This is a genomic window from Pseudosulfitobacter koreensis, assembly GCF_024733015.1.
Lineage (GTDB): Bacteria > Pseudomonadota > Alphaproteobacteria > Rhodobacterales > Rhodobacteraceae > Pseudosulfitobacter > Pseudosulfitobacter koreensis.
In genome coordinates, this window is record NZ_JANKJG010000008.1 from 160,261 (window position 1) to 186,064 (window position 25,804).

Sequence of the window (25,804 nt, forward strand, 5' to 3'; positions counted from 1 at the left end):
AGGTCAGACCAGTCCGGGCGGAAAGCCAATGATCTGCCCGACGATCAACAGAAACACCGAGGCCCCCATCATGCCGTCGAACCGGTCCAGCATGCCGCCGTGACCGGGGATCAGCGTGCTGCTGTCCTTGACGCCGGTGTGCCGCTTGATCGCGCTTTCGGCGATGTCACCCATCTGCGAGGCCATTGAAATGGCGATGGAAATACCGATCATTTCGCTGGTCGCCCCGGTCAGGATGGCGGTGATCCAACCGACGACACCTGCGCCGATCCAGCCTGCAGCGGTGCCCGACCATGTCTTTTTGGGGCTGACGCGTGGCCAGAACTTGGGCCCGCCGATCAGGCGACCGGCGAAATAGCCCACCACGTCGGTGACCACCACGACCACGACCAGCCATAGCATCCAGCCGAAGCCCAGTTCATCGCGGAGCTGCATGATGCCGAAGCCCGCAAGCTGCACCAGAACCGCGTAGGACATGAAGATTGTGCGGTGCTGCGACAACTGGCCAAAGCCGACCATCATCGGGGCCAACAGGATCGGCAGCGCCCAGCCCGCCGGCAGATAGGCCGACACCAGCAGGGCAACGCCAGATAGCAGCGCCAGTTGCAGCGCGACGGCAGGCGCGCGGGGCGCCAGCATCCGCACCAGTTCCCAAACGCACAGCCCGCAGATCAGTGCGACCAGCACGTTGAATGGATGTCCGCCAATGGCCACGCCGGCCAGGCCCACGATGATCATCACCGAAGCCGACCCCATGCGCACGGCCAGGTCGGACCACTTTGTATCGCTTGTGTTCATGTCTTCACACCTCCGAACCGACGGTCGCGGCCTCCGTAAGACGCACAAAGCTGCGCGAATTCCTCTTTGGTGAAATCCGGCCACAACGTGTCGATGAATTCATATTCTGCATAGGCCGACTGCCACAGCAAAAAGTTCGATATCCGCGCCTCGCCCGAGGTTCGGATCACCAGATCCGGGTCGGGCAGCACGCAGGTATCAAGGTACTTGGGCAAGGTTTCCTCGTTTACGTCGTCGGGGTCCAGATTGCCTGCCGCAACGTCACGTGCCAGCCGCTTGGTGGCGCGGGCCACTTCGTCCCGGCTGCCATAGTTCAAAGCGATGGTCAGATGCACGGCAGTGTTGTTGCAGGTCAGCTTTTCCAGATCGTCCATCAGAGTGACCAGCTTGGCATCCAGCCGCACCCGGTCACCGATGAAACGCACCCGCACCCCGAACTGGTCCAACGCGCGCGCCTCACGGCTGATATACATGCGAAACAGGCTCATCAGGCCCGCGACTTCCACCTGTGTCCGACGCCAGTTTTCGGTCGAGAAGGCAAAGATCGTCAGATACTCGACCCCGACATCGGGACAGCTTTCCACGACTTCGCGCACCCGTCTGGCCCCGGCCCGGTGCCCGAATAGGCGCGGACGCCCGCGCTGGGTCGCCCAGCGTCCATTGCCGTCCATGATGATGGCAACATGGCGCGGGCCGGTTGAAACGGGGTCAGAGATGGCAATGCTCCTTGGGGTTCAATAAGGGGTCTTCAATACGGGATCGAGACTGGTCGCCGGGGTGCAAATAGACCCCGACCCGGCAATAAGGCCGATCAGACCTGCATGATTTCCGCTTGCTTGTTCTCCAGCGCGTCATCGATCTGTTTGATATAGCTGTTGGTCATGTCCTGCACTTCGCTTTCCCAAAGCTTCTGGTCGTCTTCGGACAGCCCGTCGGCCTTGCCCTTCTTGATCTGGTCCATGCCGTCGCGGCGCACGTTGCGGATGCTGACGCGGGCGTGTTCGGCGTATTGACCCGCCACCTTCGACAGATCGCGGCGGCGCTCTTCGTTCAGCTCGGGGATCGGCAGCATGATGATCGTGCCGTTCAGTTGCGGGTTGATGCCCAGACCGCTTTCGCGAATGGCTTTTTCCACGGCGTTGACCATGGATTTGTCCCACACGTTGATCGTGACCATACGCGGCTCTGGCACGTTGACGGTGCCGACCTGGTTGATCGGCGTGCGCTGGCCATAGGCCTCGACCATCACGGGCTCCAGCATCGACGCCGACCCACGGCCCGTGCGCAACGAGGCGAATTCAGTTTTCAGCGACGAAATCGCGCCATCCATGCGCCGTTTCAGATCGTCGGTATCCAGCATAAAGTCATCGGACATGAGGTTTTCCCCTTATTGGTCGCGCGCGCCCTTCCGCGGGCGTGGTGCGGGTATAGATCAACTCAGCGCCCGAAGGCCAGTGGGGTTTCGCTTTTGACGGGCAGTAACGGGTCAACCATGCACGCGGGTATAGGTGCCCTTGCCCGCAAGAATGCCCTTGAACCCGCCCGGTTCGTCCAGTGAAAAAACGATGATCGGCAGGTTGTTGTCGCGCGCCAGTGCGATGGCAGAGGCGTCCATCACGCCCAGCCGTTTTTGCAGCACGTCGTCAAAGCTGACCCTGTCGTAACGTTTGGCATCCGCGTGTTTGGCCGGGTCCTTGTCATAGACGCCGTCGACCTTGGTGCCCTTGAAGATCGCCTCGCAGGACATCTCGTTGGCGCGCAGGGTCGCGGCGGTATCGGTGGTGAAATAGGGGTTGCCGGTGCCCGCGGCAAAGATGCAGACCCGCTTTTTCTCAAGATGGCGCACGGCGCGGCGGCGGATGTAGGGTTCAGCCACCTCGTTCATGGTGATCGCCGAAATCACCCGCGTGTGGATGCCCAGACCCTCAAGCGATGATTGCATTGCCAGCGCGTTCATCACCGTGGCCAGCATTCCCATGTAGTCGGCGGTGGTCCGCTCCATCCCCTGCGCCGAGCCTTGGAGGCCGCGAAAGATGTTACCGCCGCCGATGACCATGCAGATCTCGACGCCAAGGGCGTGCACCGACTGCACCTCGCGGGCGATGCGTTCGACGGTGGGCGGATGCAGGCCAAAGCCCTGATCGCCCATCAGCGCCTCACCCGAAATTTTCAGCATCACACGTTTGAAAGTGACGTCCGAGGCAGGTTGGATCGCGTCGCTCATTGGGTTCTCCGGCTTTTGGGCAGTTTTGTTCGCCCGCAAACTGTCCTAAAACCCGGCTCAGTTCAATGCACAGCGCAAGGGTATCGGCAATAAATGGACGCTTTGGGGCCACTTGATCTGTCTGCCGTGGATCCGGGCCGACCCGTGCTGATTTCAGGGCCGACCGCGAGCGGGAAATCGGGGCTGGCGCTGGCCATCGCCGAGGCGCAGGGCGGCGTGATCGTGAACGCCGATGCAAGCCAAGTCTATGATTGCTGGCAGGTGGTGACGGCGCGCCCCGGTGCCGCCGATCTGGCCCGCGCGCCGCATCTGCTCTACGGGCACGTGGCTTATGATGCGGCCTATTCCGCCGGTCACTGGCTGCGCGAGGTTGCACCGCTGCTTGAGGGCCCCGAACGTCCGATTGTCGTGGGCGGTACGGGGCTCTATTTCACTGCGCTGACCAAGGGGCTGGCGGACATCCCGCACACGCCCGACGATCTGCGCAAGACCGCGGATGGGATCCCCCTGCCCGATTTGCTGGCGGCGCTTGATCCAACGACCACCGCACGGATCGACACCAACAACCGCGCCCGCGTGCAGCGCGCCTGGGAGGTGCTGCACGGAACCGGGCGCGGGCTGGCCGACTGGCACGACGACACGCCGCCGCCGCTGTTGCCTGTGGGCGCTGCCACCTGCATTGCACTTGGCAGTTCGCCCGACTGGCTGAACGCGCGGATCGGGCAGCGTTTCGACATGATGCTGGAGCACGGCGCGCTGGACGAGATTGCGGCGATGCGCGACCGCTATGACCCGGATCTGCCCAGTTGCCGCGCAATCGGTGTGCCGGAACTGATGGCCCATGCCAGGGGCGAAATCACGCTGGACGCTGCCCGAAAGGCTGCGGTGATCGCCACGCGCCAATATGCCAAGCGTCAGCGCACCTGGCAGCGGTCGAAAATGGCGAAATGGCATTGGATCGACCCATCGGCGTGACGAACAAGGTTGCAATATCACCATATTGTTACCGGGCTTCTGGGGATATGCGCCTGAGTTATTGCAATTATAAGATAATTACGCTTTGGTCGCCTTATGACATTGGGCGCCATACGCATCAACACGATCACCCCGACCGGCGGCGCGCAAGACTGGCGCTGGACGCTGGCGCATGATCTGCCCTATCACCTTTTGCTCTGGACCACACGCGGTCAGGGGCGGCTGCTGCTGAACGGCACGCGGCGCGGCGTGGGCGCGCACAATGCGATCTTCGTGCCTGCGGGCGATCTGTTCGCGCTGGAACTGAGCCGCCAGAGCATCGGGATGGTCGCCACCATCCCCGACGGCACCGACGTGCGCCTGCCCCAGACCCCGCGCCAGTTGCGCATGCGCGAGGCCGGACCGATTGCAGAGCTGACGGGATTTCTGGACGCCGCCGGCCGCGAAGCCGCAGCACAGCGCAGCCTGACGCAGGATGCGCTGGACGGGTACATGGCGCTGGTCTCGGTCTGGTTGCGCCGCCAGATGGCCGAAGACGCGCACCTACCGCAAAAGATGAACGGTGCCGCGCGGCTGTCGGCGCGGTTCTGCGCACGCGTCGCGCACCATCATGCAAACGGCATGTCGGCGTCCGAACACGCCGAGGAACTGGGCGTGACCGGCACCCATCTGGCCCGCGCCTGCAAGGCGGCCACGGGCCACACCGCCGCCGACATCCTGAGCCAGCGCATCCTGCACGCCGCGCGCACCGCACTGGTCGACACCGACGTGCCGATGCAGGACATCGCGCGGCACTTGGGCTTTGGCAGTGCGGCCTATTTCACCCGCTATATCCAGACGCAAACCGGCAAGACCCCCAGCCAGTTGCGCAAGGCAGGCATCGCGCGCGGGCACTGAGGCGAGGTGATGTTGTGCCGATTCCCTGCGCCCATGTCGCTTTCAGATGCTGGAAATGTCGTTTTCGTGACGTGATTTCCCAAACCATGCGTTGACGCGCAGGCCGCAGTATTGCCTGATAGGACAACAAGTTTGCATTTCGCCTACTCTGCGCCACTTCGTTCTCAGGGTATATCACCGGCCAGCAATCCGACGCTCGGCGGGGCAATCGAACAGGGGAGCAGGATCGCCACCCATCTGGCGCACAAAAGGTCATCGCGACCATTCCACAACAATTGAACCGGGCCGCGCCGCCAAGGCCGCTCGAAATCACCGGCGGGATCAACCCGCTTCAGCCTACCGACAGGGGCATGCATGGGACTATTTATACTCAGACGTCTGGGCGTGATGATCGTGACGGCCTTGTGCCTGACCTTTATCGTGTTCTTTCTGACCAACCTCTATCCGAACCTCGAAAAACTGGCCAAGACCCAAGGCAATTTTCGCATGTCAGACGAGGCTGTCGCGAGCTATCTGGAAAAACGCGGCTATCTCGACCCGATGCCGGTGAAATTCGGCCGCTGGCTGGGCGTGGTTCCGGGCTGGGTGACCGAAGCGCCCGACGGCACCGTCACCGGGCGCTGTTTTGCCGAAGGCACGCCACCCGAAGACCGCCGCACCTTTTGCGGGGTGCTGCAAGGCAATTGGGGCCAATCCACGGTGTTCAAGGACGACGTGGGCGGCATCGTGCTGGAACGTCTGGGCAAGACGGGCAAGCTGATGGGGTTCGTTCTGCTGGTCATGGTGCCCTCTGCGCTGCTGATCGGGGTGCTGGCGGGCATGCGCGAGGGCTCGCCGTTGGACCGCTCGCTGTCGACATTCTCGATCGCGACGACGGCGACGCCTGAATATGTGTCGGGCGTGATCTTCATCGCGGTGTTTTCCTCCTCCGCCTTTGGGCTGAAGTGGTTCAAGGGGTCGGCGACATCGGCGATGGAAAACGCGACCTTCGAGAATTTCACCCTGCCGGTGCTGACAATCGCACTTTACGGCATGGGCTATATCGCCCGCATGACCCGCGCGTCGATGACCGAGGTGATGACTGCGCAATATATCCGCACCGCGCGGCTCAAGGGCGTCAGCTTTCGCAACATCGTGCTGAAACACGCGCTGCGCAACGCGCTGATCGCACCTTTCACGGTGATCATGCTGCAGATCCCCTGGCTGCTGAACGGTGTGGTGATCGTGGAAACCCTGTTCAACTACAAGGGGTTCGGCTGGGTTCTGGTGCAGGCGGCGGGCAATAACGATATCGAACTGCTGCTGGCGGTGTCGGTCGTGTCGGTGATCGTGGTGCTGATGACGCAGCTGATCTCGGACATCGGCTATGTCATCCTGAACCCGCGCATCCGCATATCATAAGGGAGGTCTGCTAGATGGAACAACTGACCTGGACAGGCGCCCTGAGCGGGCTGAACGTGGTCTTTTTCGCAGTCGCGGCGGCGCTGATCCTATCGGTCATCGCCAGCATCGCGGTGTCGATCTTTGCCCGCGACACCGGGCCATTAGGTGTGAACGCCGATGGCACGCTGATGGCGCCCTTGGGCATGACCGGCATGACGGCGCAGGCGCGATACTACAGCTTTCTGGCGCTGGTGGTGGTCGTGCTGCTTTACGTGGTGGGCGGCATCGCTATGGGCACCGGGGCGGGCATCATCGGGGGGCTTGCGCGCAACATGCTGCCGGTGTGGATCGCGCTGATCGCGACCTTTGCGGTGTCGATCACCTTCAAGCGCAAGTTGGGGCTTTATGGCAAGCTGTTCGACAGCACCATAGGCATGATCGGCTTTGGTCTGGTGATGTTCTGGGTGTTCGCGGGCGTCATGGGCGGGGCGTTCGACATGCTGATTACCCATGATCCGCTCAGCCAGTTTTCGGGGATGAAAAACGCGTTGCCCGGCACACCCCTGCGCGGAGCCGAGCCGGACGATTACCAGTGGTTCCTGCTGGGTGGCGACAACCTGGCACGCGACGTCTTCTCGCGGCTGATCAAGGGCGCGTGGATCGTGGTCAAGATCGCACCCTTCGCGACGCTGTTCGCTTTCATGGTCGGGATCACGCTGGGCCTGCCCGCAGGCTATTACAGCGGGCGGCTGGACACGTTCCTGTCGTTTCTGGCCAACCTGATCCTGGCGTTTCCGGTGATCTTGCTGTTCTACCTGCTGGTCACGCCCGAAATCGTGATGACCGGCATTCCCAACTATATGGCGGCCGTGCTGTTCTCGTTTCCCATCGTGTTCTGCGCAGTGCTGCTGAATTCGCGCTATTACACGCAGCCGTCGCTGCGCACACCGCTGCTGATCGTGGTCTTGGGCGTGTTGATCTGGGGCTATCTGTCGCTGATATCGAACGACGGGGCCATCGTGGCCAATGACAGCTACCGCATCCCCGGCCTACCGGAGTTTGCGGACTGGATCGACATGGACAGCGGGTTGCTGACGGTCTTTGTCGCGGTGGTCTTCGTCAACGCGCCGACAGTGTTTCGGATCGTGCGGGGCCTGGCACTGGACATCAAGACACGCGACTATGTGGCGGCGGCGCAGACCCGTGGCGAGGGACCCTGGTACATCATGCTGTGGGAGATCCTGCCCAACGCCCGCGGGCCGCTGATCGTCGATTTCTGTCTGCGGATCGGATACAGCACCATCCTGCTGGGCACGCTGGGCTTTTTCGGGCTGGGACTGGAAAGCGAAAGCCCTGACTGGGGCACCACGATCAACTCGGGACGGCGGTTGCTGTCACTTTACCCGCATGCGGCGATGGTGCCGGCATTCGCGCTGATGACGCTGGTGCTGGGGTTGAACCTGCTGGCCGACGGGCTGCGCGAGGAATCCTTGCGCGACTGACGAGGGACGGCGTTTCGGGGGCTCTGCCCCCGGAGCCCCCGGGATATTTATAGCCAAAAGAAGCCCAATGGGCGCTGCGGCAAGGGAGAGCGATGATGGTCAAGGACGCCTATGACGGCCCCATTCTGGAGATCGACAAGCTGTCGATTTCGTTTTTCACACGGCTGCGGGAAATTCCTGCGGTCATGGATTTTTCGGTCAGCATACAACCCGGCGAGGCCGTGGGGCTGGTGGGCGAAAGCGGTTGCGGCAAATCCACGGTGGCCTTGGGGGTGATGCAGGACTTGGGCGTCAACGGGCGCGTCGTGGGCGGGTCGATCAAGTTCAAGGGCCGCGATCTGGGGGCGATGACCCAGGACGAGCTGCGCGACATTCGCGGGTCGGAAATCGCGATGATCTATCAGGAGCCGATGGCCTCGTTGAACCCTGCGATGAAGGTCGGGCGGCAGTTGATGGAAGTGCCGATGATCCACGCGGGCATGAGTGAGAAAGAGGCCCACGCGCGCGCATTGCAAGTGGTCACCGACGTGAAGCTGCCCGACCCCAAGCGTATTCTGGATGCCTATCCCCACCAGTTGTCAGGAGGACAGCAACAGCGCATCGTGATCGCGATGGCGCTGATGTCCGAGCCGTCGCTGCTGATCCTCGACGAGCCCACGACCGCGCTGGATGTCACCGTCGAGGCGGCGGTGGTCGAGTTGGTCAAGGATCTGGGCAAGAAATACGGCACCTCCATGTTGTTCATCAGCCACAACCTTGGGCTTGTTCTGGAAACCTGCGACCGCATCTGCGTGATGTATTCGGGCGAAGCGGTAGAGCGCGGCAGCATCGAGGATGTGTTCGACGAGATGCAGCACCCCTATACACAGGCGCTGTTCCGGTCGATCCCCCTGCCCGGTGCCGACAAGAACGCGCGTCCCCTGATCGCCATTCCGGGTAATTTCCCGCTGCCGCACGAGCGGCCCGTGGGCTGCAACTTTGGCCCGCGCTGCGACTATTTTCAGGCGGGGCGTTGCGACCAGGGCGACATTCCGATGTTCCCCGTGCCCGGTGACGACGTGCACAACACCCGCTGCCTGCGGTTCCAGGAGATCGACTGGCAGGCCCCGCTGGCGCTGGCCGAGGTCAAGACCAAGGGCGAGATCGGCGATGTGGTCCTGCGGATGGACAACCTCAAGAAATACTACGAGGTCGCGGCCAACGCGCTGTTCGGCGGCGGTGCGACCAAGGTGGTCAAGGCGAACGAGACCCTCAGCTTTGAAGCGCGCGAATCCGAGACGCTGGCCATCGTCGGCGAAAGCGGCTGTGGCAAGTCGACCTTTGCCAAGGTTCTGATGGGTCTGGAAACCGCGACCGAGGGCACGATCACACTGGGCAACCGCGAGATTCAGGACATCCCCATCGAGAAACGTGACACGCAGACGGTGGCCGACGTGCAGATGGTGTTCCAGAACCCGTTCGATACGCTGAACCCGTCGATGACCGTGGGGCGGCAGATCATCCGGGCGCTGGAGATTTTCAAGATCGGCAAGAACGAGCGTGAACGGCGCACGCGCATGCTGGAGCTGCTGGATCTGGTCAAGCTGCCGCGCGAATTTGCGGGCCGGATGCCGCGCCAGCTGTCGGGCGGGCAAAAGCAACGTGTCGGTATCGCGCGCGCCTTCGCAGGCGATGCACGGATCGTTGTGGCGGATGAGCCTGTCTCGGCGCTGGATGTGTCGGTGCAGGCGGCGGTGACCGATCTGCTGATGGAGATCCAGCGCGAACACAAGACCACATTGCTGTTCATCAGCCACGATCTGAGCATCGTGCGTTACCTCGCAGACCGGGTGATGGTGATGTATCTGGGTCACGTGGTCGAACTGGGCACCACGGACCAAGTGTTTTCGCCGCCCTATCACCCCTATACCGAGGCGCTGCTGTCGGCCGTTCCCATCGCCGACACCCGCGTCAAGAAAAAGCACATCGTGCTTGAGGGCGACATACCGTCCGCGATGAACCCGCCGCCGGGATGCCCGTTCCAGACGCGCTGTGGCTGGAAAGCGCAAGTGCCGGGCAATCTATGCGAGACCGAAGTGCCGCCGATGCGCCGCATGGCCTCGGGCCATCAGGTCAAATGCCATCTGAGCGAAGAGAAGTTTGCGGAAATGGAGCCGGTGATCCAGATCGCTGCAGAATAATACGTGAAGAGGGCCGCAGCATCGCTGCGACCCTCTGGTTTTCAAAGCGCTTTCGGTAAGGTTAGTTGGATCGGTCAGAGCGGACCGTGTCGGGCACGTTCTCGACCACCTTGTCGACCAGCGCCGTGATCATCGCCTCGTAAAAGTCGTCACGACCGGGTGCGATATAGATCACGCCGTCCTCGGGGGTCTCGGCTGTCATCGCTTTGATATAGACCGGGATCGTCTCGGCGTTGATTTCGCGGTTGTCGTCGGTGTAGTTGATCGAGCCGTAAAGCTCGTTGAATTCGGCACTGTCGGGCAGGATGGAATCGCCGTCCAGCATCACGCCCTTGATCTCGACCTTGATGACGGGGTCGCCCGCGTCGCCTGTGATGTCGATACGCTCGGCGATCATACGCGCGATGTCTTCCTCGATCTGCGGGTAATATTGCAGGGCGTTGGCATCGACGTTTTCGGTCAGGTCGGCTTGTACGGTGACCTCGGCGATGGGCGTGGCCGCGAAGACGCCCAGCGGCAGCAGGGCGATGGCGGTGGCGGCGGTCAGTCTTGCGAGTGTCGTCTTCATTATCTTGCTCCTTCCGAAGGCCGTAATGGCCTGCGATGTGCCAACCAACCTTGGCCGAAGCAAAAAGGTTCCACCCTGTGCAGAGATGCCGGAAACGTGAAGCACCGCGGCAGGCGGAAACCCGCCTTTTATCATGAAAACATTGAAAAAAATTTGAGCATCCTGCGGTGCGTGAGGCCGATCACGCAAGGGTCCGGGGCGGGAAAATCAGCTGCCCCAGATCACCTTGACGTAGTTCTGGGTCTCTTTGTAGGGCGGCACGCCGTTGTGCCGTTTCACCGCACCGGGGCCCGCATTATAGGCCGCTAGCGCCAGACGCCAGCTGCCGAAGGTGCGGTATTGCTGGCTGAGATAGCGCGCGCCACCGTCGAGGTTCTGGTTGGGGTCACTTGGATCCACGCGCAGACGGCGCGCGGTGCCGGGCATCAGCTGCGCCAGTCCCAGCGCACCCTTGTGGGATTTGGCGGTCGGGTTCCAGCCGGACTCCTGCTGAATCAGCCGCAGGAACAGATCCTCGGGCACCCCGTGGCGCCGAGCGGCCTCGCGCGCGGCGGTCAGGTACACACCCTTGTACTTGCCGCTGTAGGACGGGTTCACGTCCCATTTGGTCGGTGTGTTGACCGTTGCGGGCTGCAATTTGACCGAGGCCGTGTATTGCTGCGAGGCGCGGTTATCCAGAACCTTCAGCTGCGAGCCGAAAAGCTTGCTGCGGCTTTTGGACGAAAACATGTCCGCCTGGGCAGCCCCTGTCGCAGCCCCCGTCAGCGCGGCCCCGATCACAAGCGTGGAAATCCATACGCGCATATTGTCTGCCCCCCCCCGAAAGAAATACCGGCCCTGGTTTCACCCTGCGCCGCACTATACTTAATTTCGTGCTTTCGGCCACCCCTTAAGGTCCCGATAACCGTTAGCGGTCTGTTTACCAAGGTCCGGCCAATCTGTAGGTTGTCACGACCGTTCGGGAATCGCCTGGACGGGAACGAATGAGTGAGAGGACATCATGGCTGGCTCAGTGAACAAAGTGATCCTAATCGGCAATCTGGGCCGTGATCCTGAAGTGCGCAGCTTTCAGAACGGCGGCAAGGTGTGCAACCTGCGCATCGCCACGTCGGAGAACTGGAAAGACCGCAACACAGGCGAACGCAAGGAACGCACCGAATGGCATTCGGTCGCGATCTTTCAGGAAGGTCTGGTGCGTGTGGCCGAGCAATACCTGAAAAAGGGCTCGAAAGTGTATATCGAAGGCCAGTTGCAGACCCGCAAATGGCAGGACCAGTCCGGTCAGGACCGCTATTCGACCGAGGTGGTGTTGCAGGGCTATGGCGGCACGCTGACCATGCTGGACGGCCCAAGTGGCGGCGGCGGTGGCGGCGGTGGCAACTACGGCGGCGGCGGTGGTGGGTCCGACTATGACAGCGGCCCGTCGGATGACCGTTACGGCGGCCAATCCTCGGGCGGCGGCAATGCGCCTTCGTCCTCGCGCGATCTGGACGACGAAATTCCGTTCTGAGGACAATGCTGTTCTAAGACATGTCTTCTGCGCGGCACTTACCCGTCGCGCAGAACATCCAAGATTGCCTGGGTCGGCACATCGCCCGTGACAAAAGCATCGCCAATGCCCCGCGCCAGCACGAAACGCAGCTGACCCTGAACGACCTTCTTGTCCTGACCCATCAGTTCCAGCAGGGCCTGCGGCCCCGGCAGTTCGCCGTCGATATCTGCCAGATCGGTCTTCATCCCCATATCGCGCAGGTGCGCGCGCACGCGGCTGGGGTCTTCCTGACTGCATAGGCCCAATCGTGCCGACAGCGCGAATGCCAGCGCGCAGCCCACCGCAACACCTTCGCCGTGAAACAGCCTGTCGGAATAGCCCGTCGCCGCCTCGAGCGCGTGGCAGAACGTGTGGCCAAGGTTCAGCAAAGCCCGCTCGCCCTGTTCGGTCTCGTCGCGCGACACGATGTCAGCCTTCATCTGGACAGAGCGGCGCACCGCCTCGATGCGCGCGGGCACGTCACCTGCGGCAAGCTTCGGCCCCTGCCCTTCGAGCCAGTCAAAGAACGCGGCGTCGCCCAGCAACCCGTATTTCACGACCTCGCCATAGCCTGCCAGAAAATCGCGCGGCCGCAGCGTGCCCAGCACCCCCACATCCGCCAGCACCAGGCTGGGCTGGTGAAAGGCCCCGATCAGGTTCTTGCCGTGGCGCGCGTTGATCCCGGTCTTGCCGCCAACCGAACTGTCGACCTGTGCCAGCAGCGATGTGGGCACCTGCACGAAACGCACGCCGCGCCGCAGGATCGCGGCGGCAAAGCCCACCAGATCACCGATCACGCCACCGCCAAGGGCCACGACGATATCGCCGCGCTCGACCTTCTGATCCAGCAGCCAGTCGGTGCAGGCCATCAGATGCGGCCAGCTTTTGGTCGCCTCGCCTGCCGGCAACGTCATCGCGGCGCTGTCGATCCCATTGGCGCGCAGCCCGTCCTGCAAGCTGTCCAGGTGCAGCGCCGCCACGTTCTCGTCCGAGATGATGACCACGCGCGACCGTTTCAGCAGCGGTGCAATATGGGTGCCCGCTTCGGCCAGCAGCCCGGTGCCGATCAGCACGTCATAGGCGCGGCCCGGCAGGTTCACGTTCACGGTTTCATGCATCAAAGCGCTCCAGCACGTCGGACCGCGTCAGCAGCGCCGCGATCACCCGTTCCGCCATGTCGTCGATGCTGTACGACGGCTTGGACGCCACATGCAGATCGGCAAGCTTGTAGATCGGCACGCGGGTTTCATAAAGGTCGGTCAGCTTGGCCCTGGGGTCGGGACTGCGCAGCAAGGGCCGCGTGTCCTTGTAGCGCACGCGTTGCCACAACAGCGGCAGGTCGGCGTTCAGCCAGACCGAGACGCCGCGCCGCGAGATGTTGTCGCGGTTTTCCTGGCTGAGAAACGCACCGCCTCCGGTAGAAAGGATGCCCTGCGCGGTGTCCAGCAGCCGCGAAATCACCTGCGTCTCCTTGATCCGAAAGAACGGCTCGCCATCCCGCTCGAATATCTCAGGCACAGTCATGTTGGCGGCGGCTTCGATCTCGTGGTCGCTGTCGATGAAGGGCACGCCCAGCTTTGCCGCCAGCGCCTTGCCCACCGCCGTCTTGCCCGCACCCATCATGCCGACCATCACAACGGTCTTGTGCAGGGCAAACTGCACGGGAACTGCCGAACTATCTGACGTTGATTGCTGAATTTCGCTCATATTCAGGTGAATGACGTGATATTGCGCAAAAGGCCATATATAAGTTGGTCAAAACCAGAAAACCCGAGGCAGGCGCACACATGGGAAGACTGATCAAGTACTTGATATATCTAATCGTTCTGGGACTGATCGGTTTGGTTATCTATGCCTATGCCGGTCCGTTTTTCGGCGCGGACTTTGACCCGCCGCAAACCGAAGTGCGCGTGCCAGTGACCCTTGATGTCGATTAAGGCTGGCGCATTTCCGCTGTATCTGGGGGCCATGCTCGGCGCATTTGCGCCGGTCGGGCCCACATGGGCACAAGAGGCGCCCCTGTCGGTCATCGACTGGCTGGACAGCAACAGCCCGACGCCCGCAGCACAGCCGCGCCCGTTGACGGATGAGCCCGCAGTCTCGCCAAGCGGCAACGTGCCCGCGATTACCGTCTCTCCGCTGGACGGCCCTGCAGCGCGGCGCGTGGGCCTGGCACCCGCGTCGGTCACCGGCCTGCCCGACACATTGTGGAAAGGCTCGGACGGGACCGAACTGGCCGAAGCCATCGACGCTGCGCGCGCGGTCCGCCTGCCGGCCACGCAATCGCTGTTCTATACGCTGCTGCTGGCCGAGGCCTTGCCGCCCGCTGTGCACGACGACGACTTTAACCTTGCGCGTGTCGATGCGCTTTTGGGGCTGGGCGCGCTCGATCCGGCCTTGGCGTTGATCGAACAGATCGGCCCCGAAACCTCGGCTGCGGTCTTTGCCCGCTATTTCGACGCAAGCCTGCTAGCCGGGACCGAAGACGCCGCCTGCGCGAGGATCATGACCAAACCGTCGCTTGCGCCCAGTTATGCGGCACGGGTGTTCTGCACCGCGCGGGCGGGCGATTGGGACACGGCCGTTCTGCTGCTGGGCACCGCGCGTGCGCTGGGGTCGATGACGGACGCCGAGGCCGGGATGCTCGAGCGGTTCCTCGATCCCGACCTCTTCGAGGGTGAACCGGCCCTGCCCACGCCAGCCAAGACCGATCCGCTGGCGTTTCGCATTCACGAAGCCATCGGCACGCCGATTTCCACATCGCTTTTGCCGCGCATCTACGCCAACGCCGACCTGCGCGAAATCGCGGGCTGGCGGTCGCAACTGATGGCGGTCGAGAGGCTGGCGCAAACCGGTGCGGTTGCCGACAATCGCCTGCTGGGCGTCTACACCGACCGGCAGCCCGCCGCGTCGGGGGGCCTGTGGGACCGCGTTCAGGCCGTGCAGCGGTTTGAGACCGCGCTGAACAGCGACAGCACCGAGGCCGTGGCCAAGACCCTGCCCGCCGCCTGGGCAGAAATGCAGTCCGCGGGGCTTGCTGTGCATTTTGCCAATCTCTTCGGTGACCGCCTGCCCAGCTTGGAAGACCGCGCCGCAAGTTCCGCCGCCTTCGAGGCGACGTTGCTGTCGCCCGCCTATGAACAAGCTGCCACGAAATATCCGCAGGCCGCCGCGCGCGCGCCACTGCTGGTGGCTATTGCCAAGGGCGACACAAGCGATGCCCAAGCCAACGGGCCCATGGAAAAGGCGCTGACCGATGCGTTTTCCGACGCCGCACCAGATGCCACGCTGGTCGGTCTGGCGCGCACCGGCAAGCTGGGCCGTGCGATGCTGGGCGCGCTTGAGCTGGTCAACGACGGCAGCCGGGGCGATCCCGGTGCGCTGCGTCAGGGGCTGGCCACGCTGCGTGCGCTCGGGCTTGAGGACAACTCGCGCCGCACCGCCCTGCAGATCATGCTGAGGCCTGCGTTATGAGCGCCGATACCGACCGCTGGATTTCCACCTTCATCGAGGCGCAGGCGGCCGAGTTGGGGGCCGCGCAGAACACGCTGCTGGCCTATGGGCGCGATCTGAAGGATTTCGCGGCATGGATCACCGGACGCGGGCGCAGCTTTGACAGGGTGAAACAGGACGACATCGAGGCCTATCTGGTGTTCTGCGATGAACAGGGCCTCGCCAAATCCACCCGCGCGCGGCGGCTGTCGTCGATCAAGCAGATGTACCGCTTCGCGTTCGAGGAAGGCTGGCGCGCGGAAAACCCCGCGATCCAGATTTCGGGACCTGGTCAGGACAAGCGTCTGCCCAAGACGCTGGACATCGCCGAAGTTGACCGCCTGCTGGAGGCCGCCCGCGCGTCTGGCCGCAACGAAGCCGACGCCAAGCGCAACACCTGCCTGATGGAACTGCTTTATGCCACGGGCATGCGGGTGACGGAACTGGTGGGCCTGCCGGTCAGTGCCGCGCGCGGCGATCCGCGCATGTTGCTGATTCTGGGCAAGGGCGGCAAGGAACGCATCGTCCCGCTGTCACCCCCTGCCCGCTCGGCGCTGACCGACTGGCTGAAGCTGCGCGACGCGCAGGAGGCCGCAGCCAGAGCCAAGGGCAAGCCCGTCTCGCGCTTCCTGTTTCCGTCGCGCGGGGCTGCAGGGCACCTGACGCGCCACCGTTTCTACCTGATGATCAAGGAATTTGCCGTCGCGGGCGGTGTGTCGCCGGACAAGGTCACGCCGCACACGCTGCGCCACGCTTTTGCCACGCATCTGCTGGCGGGAGGTGCCGATCTGAGGTCGATCCAGGCGCTGCTGGGCCATGCGGACGTCGCCACCACCGAAATCTATACGCATGTGCTGGATGCGCGCCTGACCGAACTGGTGCTGGACCATCACCCGCTGGCCAATGACGGCACGCGCAAGGTTTCGGGCAAGACGTCCTCGGACGGCCAATAGCCGCGCCGCAGCGCACTGTCGTAGCCTTGGGTCAGACCCGCGCTGCACATGTCGTATATGGCCCCCGCCACATCGTAATCCAGCCGCATGATCTGCACGTCGCCGCCGTCCAGCACGGCAAAGCGCGTCTGTTGCCGCCCGTCGTGAGGCGGCATCCCGATCACCCCGGCGTTGATCCAACGCCCCTGCGGCAGCGTTCGGATGAAGGGAATACCGCAATGGCCCGCAATGATGTGATCGACCGGACCGCAGGCCGCCTCGACCGCCACCCATTCTTGGGCGAACACCGCATCATCGCTGTCGGGCCAGATGAACCGCGCGATGTCCGTCGCACCGCCGTGGACCGCCGCATAACGCGCGCCCTGGTGGCGGAACGTGACGATGTCGGGCAACTGGCCCATCCACGCCGCATCCTGTGCCGAAACGCGGGCGCGGGCAAAGCCGTACCAGCCCGCAGACAAAAGATCGCAGGCCGATCCGTCCGCAAACCCGCAGCCACAGTCAGGTGCTCCTGCAGCCAACTGCCGCTCGCAATTGCCCGCCACGACGGCACAGCCTGCGGCGCGTATGGCGGCCACGGTCGCCGCCGGGGCACCGCAATAGGCGACGATATCACCGGTGCACAGCATATGATCGCCACCAATCCCGCGCGCCGCTGCAACTGCCAAAAGCGCCCGAGTGGCCTGCACATTCGAGTAGGGACCGCCGAAAATCAGCAGCGGACCGTCTCTTTGTCCCATATCCGATACAATCATCTGCCTGCCCTCCCTTGAATGCGCGGGCCATCGGCCCCATAACCCTATGAACCCTCAAGGATCACACTCTACCAATGGACCCATCTTCTGCAACGCTGGACAGCGCTTTCTGGATCACCTGCGGGATCATCCTGTTTCTTCTCGTCCTCTCAGGTTTCTTTTCGGGCTCGGAAACGGCCCTGACCGCCGCATCGCGCGGGAAATTGCGCAGTCAGGCCGACAAGGGCTCGCGCGGGGCGCAACGAGCGCTGAAAATCACCGAAGACAATGAACGGCTGATCGGCTCGGTGCTGCTGGGCAACAACCTGGTCAACATCCTGGCCGCGTCGATGGCCACGGCCCTGTTCACCCGCGTCTTTGGCGAAAGCGGCGTGGCCTTGGCGACGCTGGTGATGACGCTGCTGGTGCTGATCTTCGCCGAGGTGCTGCCCAAGACCTATGCGATCACCAACGCCGAAACTGCCGCTGCGGCCGTATCGCGGCCCATCACGCTGATTGTTCTGGTGTTTTCGCCGATCGTGGCCGCCGTGCGGTTTTTCGTGCGCGGCGTGCTGTTCGTGTTCGGCGTGCGCATTGACCCCAACAGCAACGTGCTGGCCGTGCGCGAGGAAATCGCGGGCGCGCTGCATCTGGGCCACTCCGAAGGTGTCGTCGAAAAGGAAGACCGCGACCGTATTCTGGGTGCGCTTGATCTGGGCGACCGCACCGTCGAAGAGATCATGTTGCACCGCTCTGGCATCGAGATGATCAATGCGCAGGACGACCCCGAGACCATCTTCGAGCAGTGTCTGAAATCCAGCCACACCCGTCTGCCGCTGTTTCGCGACGACGTGGAAAACATCATCGGCGTGGTCCACGCCAAGGATCTGCTGCGCGCCATGTACAAGATCGTCGGCGGCCCCGATGGTGACGCCAAGGCGCTGAAGTCGTTTAATATCCTGGACGTGGCAACGGACCCTTACTTCGTGCCCGAAACCACCACGCTGGACGACCAGATGCGCCAGTTCCTGCGTCTGAACACCCACTTTGCGCTGGTTGTGGATGAGTACGGCAGCCTGCAGGGTCTGATCACGCTGGAGGATATCCTGGAGGAAATCGTCGGCGAGATCACCGACGAATTCGACCCCGACGCCGATCAGCCGCTGATGCACGGCGAAGACGGGCAATTCATCGTCGATGGCTCGATGACGATCCGCGACCTGAACCGCGCGACTGAATGGAACCTGCCCGACGACGAGGCGAACACCGTCGCAGGTCTGGTGATCCACGAGGCACAGATGATCCCCGAAGTGGGTCAGGTGTTTTCGTTCCACGGCTTCCGCTTCGAGGTCACCTCGCGCGATGGGAACCGTATTGCGGCGCTGGCTATTCGGCCGCTACTTCGGCGTTAAAGTCATTGGTCAGCGCCACCAGCATGGTCAGGTGATAACCGTCAGCGCGTGCCTCGAGCGCAAAGTCGGCACCGATCTGCAATGCCGCCGCCTGCATCAGACGCTGTCCCAGACGGGTCACTTCGTTCTCTTCGGCGGGGTTGGCATTGCCGATGCCGTCATCGCGGCAGTGCACCCGGAGCGCGCCCTGATCGTCGGTCTGTTCCACCGAAATGGCCACCGTGCCGCGCCGCCCGTCGGGAAAGGCGTGTTTGATCGCATTGGCGGTGAATTCGCTGATGATCATGCCGATGTTGGCCGCCATCGACGAGGGCACCTGCACCTGCGAGACATTCATGTCCAGCCGCACATGCGAGGGTGCCGACGCCTCAAGCAGCGAGGCCACGCGCACCATGTAGGGTGCTAGCGCCACAAGGTTCGACTGGCTGGTCTGGTAAAGCTCCTGATGCAGCATCGCCACCGCATCAATCCGTCGCTCGACGGCTGCCAGCGCTTCGATGGCGACGTCATTGTGCACGCGTGATTTGTACATGCGGACCACCGACAGCACCGTCTGCAGCGAATTCTTGACCCGGTGGTCAATCTCGCCCCGCAGCACTTCGGCCTGGTGCAGGGCCAGCCCCAATTCGACCTGACGCATCAACTGCCCCGCCAGAACCCGCAGGGTCGTCCGCTGCAGATCGGTCAACACGCGCGGCGTCCGGTCCAGCACGCACAGCGTGCCGATCGGCAGTCCGTCGTCTGAAATCAGCGGCATCCCGGCGTAAAAGCGGATATGATCTTCGCCCACCACCAGCGGATTGTCGGCGGTGCGCACATCCAGCGTGGTGTCAGGAATTTCGACCAGATCGCCCTGCAGGATCACGTGGCTGCAGATGGATCGGTCCAGATCGGTCTGCGGGTCATCGGTGCCCACGCGCGCCTTGAACCACTGGCGGTCTTCGTCCACCAGCGAAATCAGGGCCACCGGCACCTCGCAGATCCGAGACGCCAGATCGACGATCTCGTCAAACTGCGTCTCTGCGGCAGTGTCCAGAATGCCCAGCTTGCGCAGATGCGCCAGCCGCTCGGTCTGTCTGGGGTGGAGCTTGGCGCGCATTCGGGCCCCTCTCAACGATTGAAGATCTATTCCTATACAACCATGTCGGTCATTCAAGATGTTAGCGCAAGCCTAAGCGCGCAACCGCTCACCTTCGGGATCGAACGGCGGCGCCGCCAGTATCGTCGCGCGGTGCGGCTGCCCCAGAACCATCACATCGACCACGTCACCGGCGACCCCGTCATTGATATATCCCAGCGCAAGCGACATCCCCACCGTGTAGCCATAGGCGCCCGAGGTGACCCGCCCGATCCCTTGTCCATCACGAAAGATCGGCTCGCCGCCCGTGGCATCTGCGTTCGAGCCTTCGGTGTCGTCCGCGTCCAGCGCCAGCATCACCAGCCTTTCGCGGGCAGGCTGCGCCATCGTCCCGGCCACCGCATCGCTGTTCAGAAATGGCTTGTCCATCTTGCAAAGCCGGTCCAGCGCCACCTCCTGCGGCCAGTACTCTGGGCTGTATTCGCGCCCCCACGAGCCATAGCCCTTTTCGATCCGCAGGCTCATCAACGCGCGGCTGCCTACGGGACCTGCTCCAAAGCCTTTGCCTCTCTCGATCAGCGCCGCATAAAGCTGAGCCTGATCGCCCGCATCGCAATGAAGTTCCCATCCCAAATCACCGGTGAACGACACCCGCAAAGCCAGCACATCGACACCCGCCAACGTAATCCGTTTCGAGCGCATGAAAGGAAAATCCGCCGTATCAAGCGAGGTATCGGTCAGCCCCTGCAACAGCGCGCGGCTGTCTGGCCCCGCCACGTTGAACCCGCACATCGCGTCGGTGCGGCTTTCAAATGTGGTGCCCTGAGGCAGCGGCACGGCGCGGAAAAACCGCTGGTGATAGCGTTCCGCCATGCCCGAGCCGATGATCCAGAACTCATCCGCGCCCACCCGCGTCACGGTGAAATCCCCCGCGATCCCGCCCCGTTTGCCAATCATCGGCGTCAGGCACGAGTGCCCCACGACCTGCGGCATCCGGTTGGCAAAGACTGCGTTCAGCCAGTCCTCGGCCCCCTGCCCCGTGCAGCGGTATTTGGCAAAATTCGAGATGTCGATGATGCCTGCACGGTTGCGCAGCATCCGGCATTCATCGCCCACGGGCCCCCACCAGTTCTGCCGGATAAAGCCGTCGGTGTCCTGCATGCCGGGTGTATCCGCAAACCACAGCGGATGCTCCCACCCCGCGTTCAACCCGAATACCGCGCCCATCTTCCCCTGCATGCTGTAGACGGGCCGCGTGCGTGCGGGTCGCCCCGCGCTGCGTTCCTCGTTGGGAAAGTGTATCTTGAACCGGTTGGCATATTGGTCGCGCACCCGCGCCTTGGTAAAGGCCTTGTCCGCCCAGTCGCCGAACCGCGCCATGTCCCAGGCGAACATGTCGTATTGCGTCTCGCCCTCGATGATCCACTGCGCCGCCAGCAGCCCCATGCCGCCCGATTGCGAAAAGCCCGGAATGATCCCGTTGCAGCAGAAATAGCCGCGCAGTTCCGGCACCGGCCCGAACAGCACATTGGCGTCGGGCGACCAGATCATCGGGCCGTTGATCACCCGCTTGATCCCGGCTGTGCCCACCACGGGCACCCGCGCGATGGCGCGCATCATGTTGTCCTCGATCCGCTCCAGGTCGTCGGCAAACAGCTCGTGGCCAAAGCCCTGCGGCGTGCCCTCTTCGGCCCAGAAGCGCACGTCCTTCTCATAGGCGCCAACCAGCAGCCCCTTGCCCTCTTGGCGCAGGTAGTATTCGCCGTCACGGTCCGCCACCGAAGGCAGGCGGCGATCCAACGCGGCGATCTCGGCAATCGTCTCGGTCACAAAATACTGGTGCTCGGTCGGTTGCAGCGGCAGGCTCAGCCCTGCCATCGCCGCTACCTCGCGCCCCCAAAGCCCGGCGGCATTCACCACCCAAGGCGTCGCGATATCGCCCTTTTCGGTGCGCACGATCCACGTGCCATCCGCCAGCTGCTCCGTCCCGGTCACCGGGCAGAACCGCACGATCTCGGCCCCCATCGCCCGCGCGCCTGCGGCATAGGCATTGGTCACCCCGGATGGGTCCACATTGCCGCCTTCGGGCTCCCACATGATGCAGCGGATGCCGTCGAAATCCACCAGCGGATGCAGCGCTTCGGCCTCGGCCCGGTCGACCTTGTGAAAGTTCATCCCGTAAAGCTTCGCCTTCGCCGCTTGCAACCGCAACTGGTGTTCCCGGTCCTGCGTCTGCGCCAGATACAGCGATCCGGGCTGGAACACGCCGCAGCCCTGCCCGGTCTCCTGCTCCAGTTCCTTGTACAATCCCATCGTGTAATGCTGGATGCGGCTGATGTTGGTGCTGTCATGCAACCCGTGAATATTGGCCGCCGCGTGCCATGTACTGCCCGAGGTCAGCTCGTCGCGCTCCAAAAGAACCACATCGTGCCAGCCCAGCTTGGCCAGATGATAGAGGATCGAACATCCGATAACGCCGCCGCCGATGACGACAGCTTGGGCATGGGTGCGCATGGGATCAGCCTTTGGTTTCGCTCTCCCCACCAACCTGCCGCCCTGGTCCTCACATGATTGATCGTTTCCGACGCCTTATGTCGGCGACGGACCCCGCGTGGAAATAAACCGCCCTTCATCTTGCCGGATAAACTCCGGGGTCCGGGGCAGCGCCCCGGCCTGCCCGCCCGTCACACCGATACGACGCATCCTGTCGCAAACGGACCAGCCCGCCCCTGCTTGCCCCCTAGACTTGGCCAAAATCCAGTCCGACCGGAGGCCATTTCATGCAAACCACAACCCGCGTAGCCGTCATAGGCGGAGGCGTCGTCGGCGCCTCGGTGCTCTATCACCTGACGAAACTGGGGTGGTCGGACGTCATGCTGATTGAACGGTCCGAGCTGACCTCGGGCAGCACCTGGCACGCGGCGGGCGGGTTTCACACGCTGAACGGCGATACCAACATGGCGGCCCTTCAGGGCTATACCATCCGCCTCTACAAGGAGCTTGAAAAGATCACCGGCATGTCCTGCGGGCTGCACCACGTGGGCGGCATCACGCTTGCCGACAATCAAGATCGGTTCGACATGCTGCTGGCAGAACGCGCCAAGCATCGCTTCATGGGGCTGGAGACCGAAATCGTGACCCCCGCCGAGATCGCCAAAATCGCGCCGGTGACGAATATCGAAGGCATCATCGGTGGGCTTTACGATCCGCTCGACGGCCACCTTGATCCGTCGGGCACCACCCACGCCTATGCGCGCGCCGCCCGGATGGGCGGCGCCACGATCCAGACGCACACGATGGTGGTCGAGACCAACCAGCGCCCTGATGGCACCTGGGACGTGGTCACCGACAGGGGCACCATCCACGCCGAACATGTGGTTAACGCGGGCGGCCTCTGGGCGCGCGAGGTGGGCGCGATGGCAGGTATCTATTTCCCGCTGCACCCGATGGAGCATCAGTATATCGTCACCGAAGAGGTCCCGATGATCGCAGACATCGTGGACGCAGGCGGCGAGCATCCGCATGTGATGGACCCCGCAGGCGAAAGCTATCTGCGGCAAGAGGGGCGCGGGCTGTGCATCGGGTTCTACGAACAGCCCTGCCGACCGTGGGCCGTGAACGGCACGCCCTGGACCTTTGGCCACGAACTGCTTCCCGATGACTTCGACAAGATCGAGGACAGCATCGCCTTTGCCTACAAACGCTTTCCGGCGCTGGAGGTGGCGGGTGTCAAATCGGTGATCCACGGCCCCTTCACCTTTGCCCCCGACGGCAACCCGCTGGTCGGGCCTGTTCCCGGCGTGCGCAACTACTGGTCGGCCTGCGGCGTCATGGCGGGTTTTTCCCAGGGCGGCGGCGTCGGCCTGATGCTGGCGCAATGGATGATCGAGGGCGAGCCCGAGCGTGACGTGATGGCGATGGACGTAGCACGTTTCGGCGACTGGATCAGCCCCGGATACACCCTGCCCAAGATCATCGAGAACTATCAGAAACGGTTTTCGGTCAGCTATCCGAACGAAGAACTGCCCGCCGCACGGCCCAACCGCACCACGCCGATGTACGATATCTTTTCTGACATGGGCGCGGTCTGGGGCCAGCAATACGGGCTGGAGGTGGTCAACTACTACGCCCAGCACGGCGAGCCGTCTTACGAAACCCCGTCCTTCCGCCGCTCGGACGCCTTTGACGCAACCGCGCGCGAAGTGCGCGGCGTACGCGGCGGCGTGGGCATCAACGAGGTGCACAATTTCGGCAAGTACCGCGTTACCGGCCCGCGCGCCCGCGCCTGGCTCGACCGGATCATGGCAGGCCGCGTGCCGCAGCCGGGCCGGTTGTCATTGACGCCGATGCTGTCGGAGAAGGGCAAGCTGATCGGCGATTTCACCATGTCCTGCCTTGCCGAGGAGGAGTTTCAACTGACCGCATCCTACGGCAGCCAGAACTTTCATTTCCGATGGTTCACCAGTCACTTGGAAGACGGCGTTCATGTCGAAAACATCAGCGACAAGCGCAATGGCTTCCAGATCGCAGGCCCCAAGGCGCGCGAAGTGCTGGCGGCCTGTACGCTCAGCGATATCTCCGACATGCGGTTTCTGGATGTGCGCCGCATGACCGTCGGCATGACCGACTGCATCGTGCAGCGCGTCAGCTATACCGGCGATCTGGGGTACGAGATTTACTGCGATCCGATGGGCCAGCGTGCCCTGTGGTGGACGCTTTGGGCGGCAGGGCAACCGCATGGCATGGTCCCTTTTGGCATGCGCGCGATGATGTCGCTGCGGCTGGACAAGCATTTTGGCAGCTGGATGGCCGAGTTTTCGCCGGATTACACCGCCGCCGAGACGGGGTTGGACCGTTTCATCAGCTTCAATAAGAACACCGATTTCATTGGTCGCGCCGCTGCGGAGGCCGAGCACAGCAAAGGTGCGGCGCGCAGGCTGGTGGCCTTTGCCGTCGATGCGGATGATGCGGATGTGCAGGGCTATGAGCCGATCTGGCTGAATGGCGCCGTGGTCGGGTTCTGCACCTCGGGCGGGTATTCGCACCACACCGGCACCTCGATCGCCCAAGGGTTCCTGCCGACCGACAAGGTTGCGGACGGTCTTCGCGTCGAGATCGAAATCCTGGGCCAGATGCGCCCGGCCACCGTCACGCTGACCCCGCCCTTCGATGCGGATGGCGCACGGATGCGCGGCTGACTATGGTGGCCGCATGGGCCAGCTCAGCAACATTCCCGCCATCGTTCTTGCCGCCGGGCAATCCGCCCGGATGCGCGGCACCGACAAGCTGTTGCAGCAAGTGGACGGCAAACCGCTGATCCGCAGACAATGCGAGATTGCTCGGCAGGTCTGCGCGCGGGTTCTGGTCGCTTTGCCGCCCGCACCGCACGACCGCTATACCGCGATCACTGGGCTGGACGTGACGCCGATACCTGTGCCCGATGCGACCGAAGGCATGGGTGCGTCCCTGCGCCGGGCCTTCGCCGCCCTGCCGACAGATGCAAATGCGGCTCTGCTGCTGCTGGGGGATTTGCCGGACCTGACGGCAGATGACCTGAGGACCGTTCTGCAGGCCGTTGATCTGCAATCGAGAAACCTGGTCTGGCGCGGCACCACGTCGGATGGCCGCGCGGGCCACCCGATCATATTTGCAAAGTCACTGTTTGCAGAGTTTGCAAATCTGAGCGGCGATGCGGGCGGTCAGTCGATTGTCAAAAAGGCCGGGGATCGCGTCGCGCTGGTCGCCCTGTCAGGCGACCATGCGCGCAATGATCTGGACACGCCGGAAGATTGGGCCAACTGGCGTGCCCAGAGATTAGTCCGGGATTAACCCAAGAGCGATCTGGCTTCGAAGCCTTTCAGCGAACGACGGGCCGCTGTGTAGTCTTCCAGACCTGCGACGGTGTCCAGTTCGGGGAACAGCGACAGGATCTCGTCGCGCTGCTCTGATCCTGTTGGTTTTCATTGAGAACTGACCCGGTAGCCCCATAAATTTTCACTGAGAATTGACCCATGTGAACACATTGCCCTGACGATTCTGATCAGGGAGATATGGAGTGATCGACATGGGATTTTTGA

General features: G+C 63.0%; 23 protein-coding genes. 12 read left to right on the forward strand and 11 right to left on the reverse strand.

The genetic code is table 11. The features are described from left to right. Positions 1-3 precede the first annotated feature (3 nt). The 4 genes from NTA49_RS12195 to pyrH all read right to left on the reverse strand — a co-directional run bounded on the left by NTA49_RS12195 (position 4) and on the right by pyrH (position 3,022). Positions 4-798: a phosphatidate cytidylyltransferase gene (locus NTA49_RS12195; protein WP_258295063.1), complete on the reverse strand. Its 795-nt coding sequence runs from the start codon at positions 796-798 to the stop codon at positions 4-6. Continuing rightward, positions 795-1,520, reverse strand: coding sequence for a polyprenyl diphosphate synthase (gene uppS, locus NTA49_RS12200; RefSeq protein ID WP_332844290.1), 726 nt, complete (start codon positions 1,518-1,520; stop codon positions 795-797). The genes NTA49_RS12195 and uppS overlap by 4 nt, the downstream gene beginning before the upstream one ends. A gap of 89 nt (positions 1,521-1,609) precedes the next feature. Continuing rightward, entirely contained in the window at positions 1,610-2,173 is a 564-nt protein-coding gene (gene frr, locus NTA49_RS12205; protein ID WP_258295064.1) for a ribosome recycling factor, read from the reverse strand. Between the two features lie 111 nt (positions 2,174-2,284). Further along, positions 2,285-3,022: a UMP kinase gene (pyrH, locus tag NTA49_RS12210; protein WP_258295065.1), complete on the reverse strand. Its 738-nt coding sequence runs from the start codon at positions 3,020-3,022 to the stop codon at positions 2,285-2,287. 93 nt (positions 3,023-3,115) lie between these two features. Here pyrH and miaA point away from each other — a divergent pair, with 93 nt between their 5' ends. The 5 genes from miaA (at position 3,116) to NTA49_RS12235 (ending at position 9,959) form a co-directional block, all read left to right on the forward strand. Continuing rightward, positions 3,116-3,997: a tRNA (adenosine(37)-N6)-dimethylallyltransferase MiaA gene (miaA, locus tag NTA49_RS12215; protein ID WP_261368285.1), complete on the forward strand. Its 882-nt coding sequence runs from the start codon at positions 3,116-3,118 to the stop codon at positions 3,995-3,997. 96 nt (positions 3,998-4,093) lie between these two features. Then, a complete protein-coding gene (locus NTA49_RS12220) occupies positions 4,094-4,894 on the forward strand; it encodes a helix-turn-helix transcriptional regulator (RefSeq protein WP_258295067.1) in 801 nt (266 codons plus the stop codon). A gap of 354 nt (positions 4,895-5,248) precedes the next feature. Then, entirely contained in the window at positions 5,249-6,295 is a 1,047-nt protein-coding gene (locus tag NTA49_RS12225) for an ABC transporter permease (protein WP_258295068.1), read from the forward strand. A gap of 14 nt (positions 6,296-6,309) precedes the next feature. Continuing rightward, positions 6,310-7,779, forward strand: a complete 1,470-nt coding sequence (locus tag NTA49_RS12230) for an ABC transporter permease (protein ID WP_258295069.1) — start codon at positions 6,310-6,312, stop codon at positions 7,777-7,779. Positions 7,780-7,874: 95 nt separating this feature from the next. Then, positions 7,875-9,959, forward strand: coding sequence for a dipeptide ABC transporter ATP-binding protein (locus tag NTA49_RS12235; RefSeq protein WP_261368291.1), 2,085 nt, complete (start codon positions 7,875-7,877; stop codon positions 9,957-9,959). 61 nt (positions 9,960-10,020) lie between these two features. Here NTA49_RS12235 and NTA49_RS12240 read toward each other — a convergent pair whose 3' ends face one another. Further along, complete coding sequence (locus tag NTA49_RS12240) at positions 10,021-10,527, reverse strand: hypothetical protein (protein WP_258295071.1); 507 nt, start codon at positions 10,525-10,527, stop codon at positions 10,021-10,023. 207 nt (positions 10,528-10,734) lie between these two features. Next, positions 10,735-11,331, reverse strand: coding sequence for a lytic transglycosylase domain-containing protein (locus NTA49_RS12245; protein WP_258295072.1), 597 nt, complete (start codon positions 11,329-11,331; stop codon positions 10,735-10,737). 196 nt (positions 11,332-11,527) lie between these two features. On the opposite strand from NTA49_RS12245, the gene ssb reads away from it, so the two are divergent. Beyond that, positions 11,528-12,037: a single-stranded DNA-binding protein gene (ssb, locus tag NTA49_RS12250; RefSeq protein ID WP_258295073.1), complete on the forward strand. Its 510-nt coding sequence runs from the start codon at positions 11,528-11,530 to the stop codon at positions 12,035-12,037. A gap of 38 nt (positions 12,038-12,075) precedes the next feature. Here the strand turns inward: ssb and aroB are convergent, their stop codons facing one another. Together aroB and NTA49_RS12260 are read right to left on the reverse strand one after the other, a co-directional pair. After that, positions 12,076-13,176 carry a 3-dehydroquinate synthase gene (gene aroB / locus NTA49_RS12255; RefSeq protein ID WP_258295074.1) on the reverse strand — a complete coding sequence of 367 codons (1,101 nt, stop codon included), beginning with the start codon at positions 13,174-13,176 and terminating at the stop codon, positions 12,076-12,078. Then, the gene (locus NTA49_RS12260; RefSeq protein ID WP_258295075.1) at positions 13,169-13,765 is read right to left on the reverse strand and encodes a shikimate kinase; all 597 of its coding nucleotides are present in this window, start codon (positions 13,763-13,765) and stop codon (positions 13,169-13,171) included. The genes aroB and NTA49_RS12260 overlap by 8 nt, the downstream gene beginning before the upstream one ends. A gap of 80 nt (positions 13,766-13,845) precedes the next feature. On the opposite strand from NTA49_RS12260, the gene NTA49_RS12265 reads away from it, so the two are divergent. From NTA49_RS12265 to NTA49_RS12275, 3 genes are read left to right on the forward strand one after another with little or no spacing between them, the layout of a single operon-like run. Continuing rightward, positions 13,846-13,995: a hypothetical protein gene (locus NTA49_RS12265; RefSeq protein WP_258295076.1), complete on the forward strand. Its 150-nt coding sequence runs from the start codon at positions 13,846-13,848 to the stop codon at positions 13,993-13,995. Further along, on the forward strand, positions 13,985-15,532 hold the full coding sequence (locus NTA49_RS12270) for a hypothetical protein (protein ID WP_258295077.1): 1,548 nt from the start codon (positions 13,985-13,987) through the stop codon (positions 15,530-15,532). Before NTA49_RS12265 ends, NTA49_RS12270 begins: the two co-directional genes overlap by 11 nt. Continuing rightward, positions 15,529-16,503: a site-specific tyrosine recombinase XerD gene (locus tag NTA49_RS12275; protein ID WP_258295078.1), complete on the forward strand. Its 975-nt coding sequence runs from the start codon at positions 15,529-15,531 to the stop codon at positions 16,501-16,503. Before NTA49_RS12270 ends, NTA49_RS12275 begins: the two co-directional genes overlap by 4 nt. On the opposite strand, the gene NTA49_RS12280 is transcribed toward NTA49_RS12275, so the two are convergent. Further along, positions 16,440-17,258: a metallophosphoesterase family protein gene (locus NTA49_RS12280; RefSeq protein ID WP_408637144.1), complete on the reverse strand. Its 819-nt coding sequence runs from the start codon at positions 17,256-17,258 to the stop codon at positions 16,440-16,442. The two genes, NTA49_RS12275 and NTA49_RS12280, sit on opposite strands and share 64 nt — an antisense overlap. Positions 17,259-17,332: 74 nt before the next feature. On the opposite strand from NTA49_RS12280, the gene NTA49_RS12285 reads away from it, so the two are divergent. Further along, a complete protein-coding gene (locus tag NTA49_RS12285; RefSeq protein ID WP_258295080.1) occupies positions 17,333-18,649 on the forward strand; it encodes an HlyC/CorC family transporter in 1,317 nt (438 codons plus the stop codon). On the opposite strand, the gene NTA49_RS12290 is transcribed toward NTA49_RS12285, so the two are convergent. Both NTA49_RS12290 and NTA49_RS12295 read right to left on the reverse strand, forming a co-directional pair. After that, positions 18,624-19,748 carry a sensor histidine kinase gene (locus tag NTA49_RS12290; protein ID WP_258295081.1) on the reverse strand — a complete coding sequence of 375 codons (1,125 nt, stop codon included), beginning with the start codon at positions 19,746-19,748 and terminating at the stop codon, positions 18,624-18,626. The two genes, NTA49_RS12285 and NTA49_RS12290, sit on opposite strands and share 26 nt — an antisense overlap. 72 nt (positions 19,749-19,820) lie before the next feature. Beyond that, positions 19,821-22,241 (reverse strand): GcvT family protein, encoded by a 2,421-nt coding sequence (locus NTA49_RS12295; RefSeq protein WP_258295082.1) that lies wholly within the window; start codon positions 22,239-22,241, stop codon positions 19,821-19,823. Positions 22,242-22,507: 266 nt separating this feature from the next. Here NTA49_RS12295 and NTA49_RS12300 point away from each other — a divergent pair, with 266 nt between their 5' ends. Beyond that, positions 22,508-24,925 (forward strand): GcvT family protein, encoded by a 2,418-nt coding sequence (locus NTA49_RS12300; RefSeq protein WP_258295084.1) that lies wholly within the window; start codon positions 22,508-22,510, stop codon positions 24,923-24,925. A gap of 13 nt (positions 24,926-24,938) precedes the next feature. After that, positions 24,939-25,556 carry a nucleotidyltransferase family protein gene (locus NTA49_RS12305; RefSeq protein ID WP_258295085.1) on the forward strand — a complete coding sequence of 206 codons (618 nt, stop codon included), beginning with the start codon at positions 24,939-24,941 and terminating at the stop codon, positions 25,554-25,556. Positions 25,557-25,804: the final 248 nt, after the last annotated feature.

Excerpts from the sequence above, each read along its gene's own strand:
- NTA49_RS12300 (WP_258295084.1), top strand. The coding sequence starts at position 22,508 with ATGCAAACCACAACCCGCGTAGCCGTCATAGGCGGAGGCGTCGTCGGC.
- NTA49_RS12230 (WP_258295069.1), top strand. The coding sequence starts at position 6,310 with ATGGAACAACTGACCTGGACAGGCGCCCTGAGCGGGCTGAACGTGGTC.
- NTA49_RS12280 (WP_408637144.1), bottom strand. The coding sequence starts at position 17,258 with ATGATTGTATCGGATATGGGACAAAGAGACGGTCCGCTGCTGATTTTC.
- NTA49_RS12285 (WP_258295080.1), top strand. The coding sequence starts at position 17,333 with ATGGACCCATCTTCTGCAACGCTGGACAGCGCTTTCTGGATCACCTGC.
- aroB (WP_258295074.1), bottom strand. The coding sequence starts at position 13,176 with ATGCATGAAACCGTGAACGTGAACCTGCCGGGCCGCGCCTATGACGTG.
- NTA49_RS12305 (WP_258295085.1), top strand. The coding sequence starts at position 24,939 with ATGGGCCAGCTCAGCAACATTCCCGCCATCGTTCTTGCCGCCGGGCAA.
- ssb (WP_258295073.1), top strand. The coding sequence starts at position 11,528 with ATGGCTGGCTCAGTGAACAAAGTGATCCTAATCGGCAATCTGGGCCGT.
- NTA49_RS12270 (WP_258295077.1), top strand. The coding sequence starts at position 13,985 with ATGTCGATTAAGGCTGGCGCATTTCCGCTGTATCTGGGGGCCATGCTC.
- NTA49_RS12265 (WP_258295076.1), top strand. The coding sequence starts at position 13,846 with ATGGGAAGACTGATCAAGTACTTGATATATCTAATCGTTCTGGGACTG.
- NTA49_RS12290 (WP_258295081.1), bottom strand. The coding sequence starts at position 19,748 with ATGCGCGCCAAGCTCCACCCCAGACAGACCGAGCGGCTGGCGCATCTG.
- NTA49_RS12235 (WP_261368291.1), top strand. The coding sequence starts at position 7,875 with ATGGTCAAGGACGCCTATGACGGCCCCATTCTGGAGATCGACAAGCTG.
- NTA49_RS12245 (WP_258295072.1), bottom strand. The coding sequence starts at position 11,331 with ATGCGCGTATGGATTTCCACGCTTGTGATCGGGGCCGCGCTGACGGGG.
- NTA49_RS12220 (WP_258295067.1), top strand. The coding sequence starts at position 4,094 with ATGACATTGGGCGCCATACGCATCAACACGATCACCCCGACCGGCGGC.
- NTA49_RS12295 (WP_258295082.1), bottom strand. The coding sequence starts at position 22,241 with ATGCGCACCCATGCCCAAGCTGTCGTCATCGGCGGCGGCGTTATCGGA.
- pyrH (WP_258295065.1), bottom strand. The coding sequence starts at position 3,022 with ATGAGCGACGCGATCCAACCTGCCTCGGACGTCACTTTCAAACGTGTG.
- NTA49_RS12195 (WP_258295063.1), bottom strand. The coding sequence starts at position 798 with ATGAACACAAGCGATACAAAGTGGTCCGACCTGGCCGTGCGCATGGGG.
- NTA49_RS12260 (WP_258295075.1), bottom strand. The coding sequence starts at position 13,765 with ATGAGCGAAATTCAGCAATCAACGTCAGATAGTTCGGCAGTTCCCGTG.
- NTA49_RS12225 (WP_258295068.1), top strand. The coding sequence starts at position 5,249 with ATGGGACTATTTATACTCAGACGTCTGGGCGTGATGATCGTGACGGCC.
- NTA49_RS12240 (WP_258295071.1), bottom strand. The coding sequence starts at position 10,527 with ATGAAGACGACACTCGCAAGACTGACCGCCGCCACCGCCATCGCCCTG.
- miaA (WP_261368285.1), top strand. The coding sequence starts at position 3,116 with ATGGACGCTTTGGGGCCACTTGATCTGTCTGCCGTGGATCCGGGCCGA.
- frr (WP_258295064.1), bottom strand. The coding sequence starts at position 2,173 with ATGTCCGATGACTTTATGCTGGATACCGACGATCTGAAACGGCGCATG.
- NTA49_RS12275 (WP_258295078.1), top strand. The coding sequence starts at position 15,529 with ATGAGCGCCGATACCGACCGCTGGATTTCCACCTTCATCGAGGCGCAG.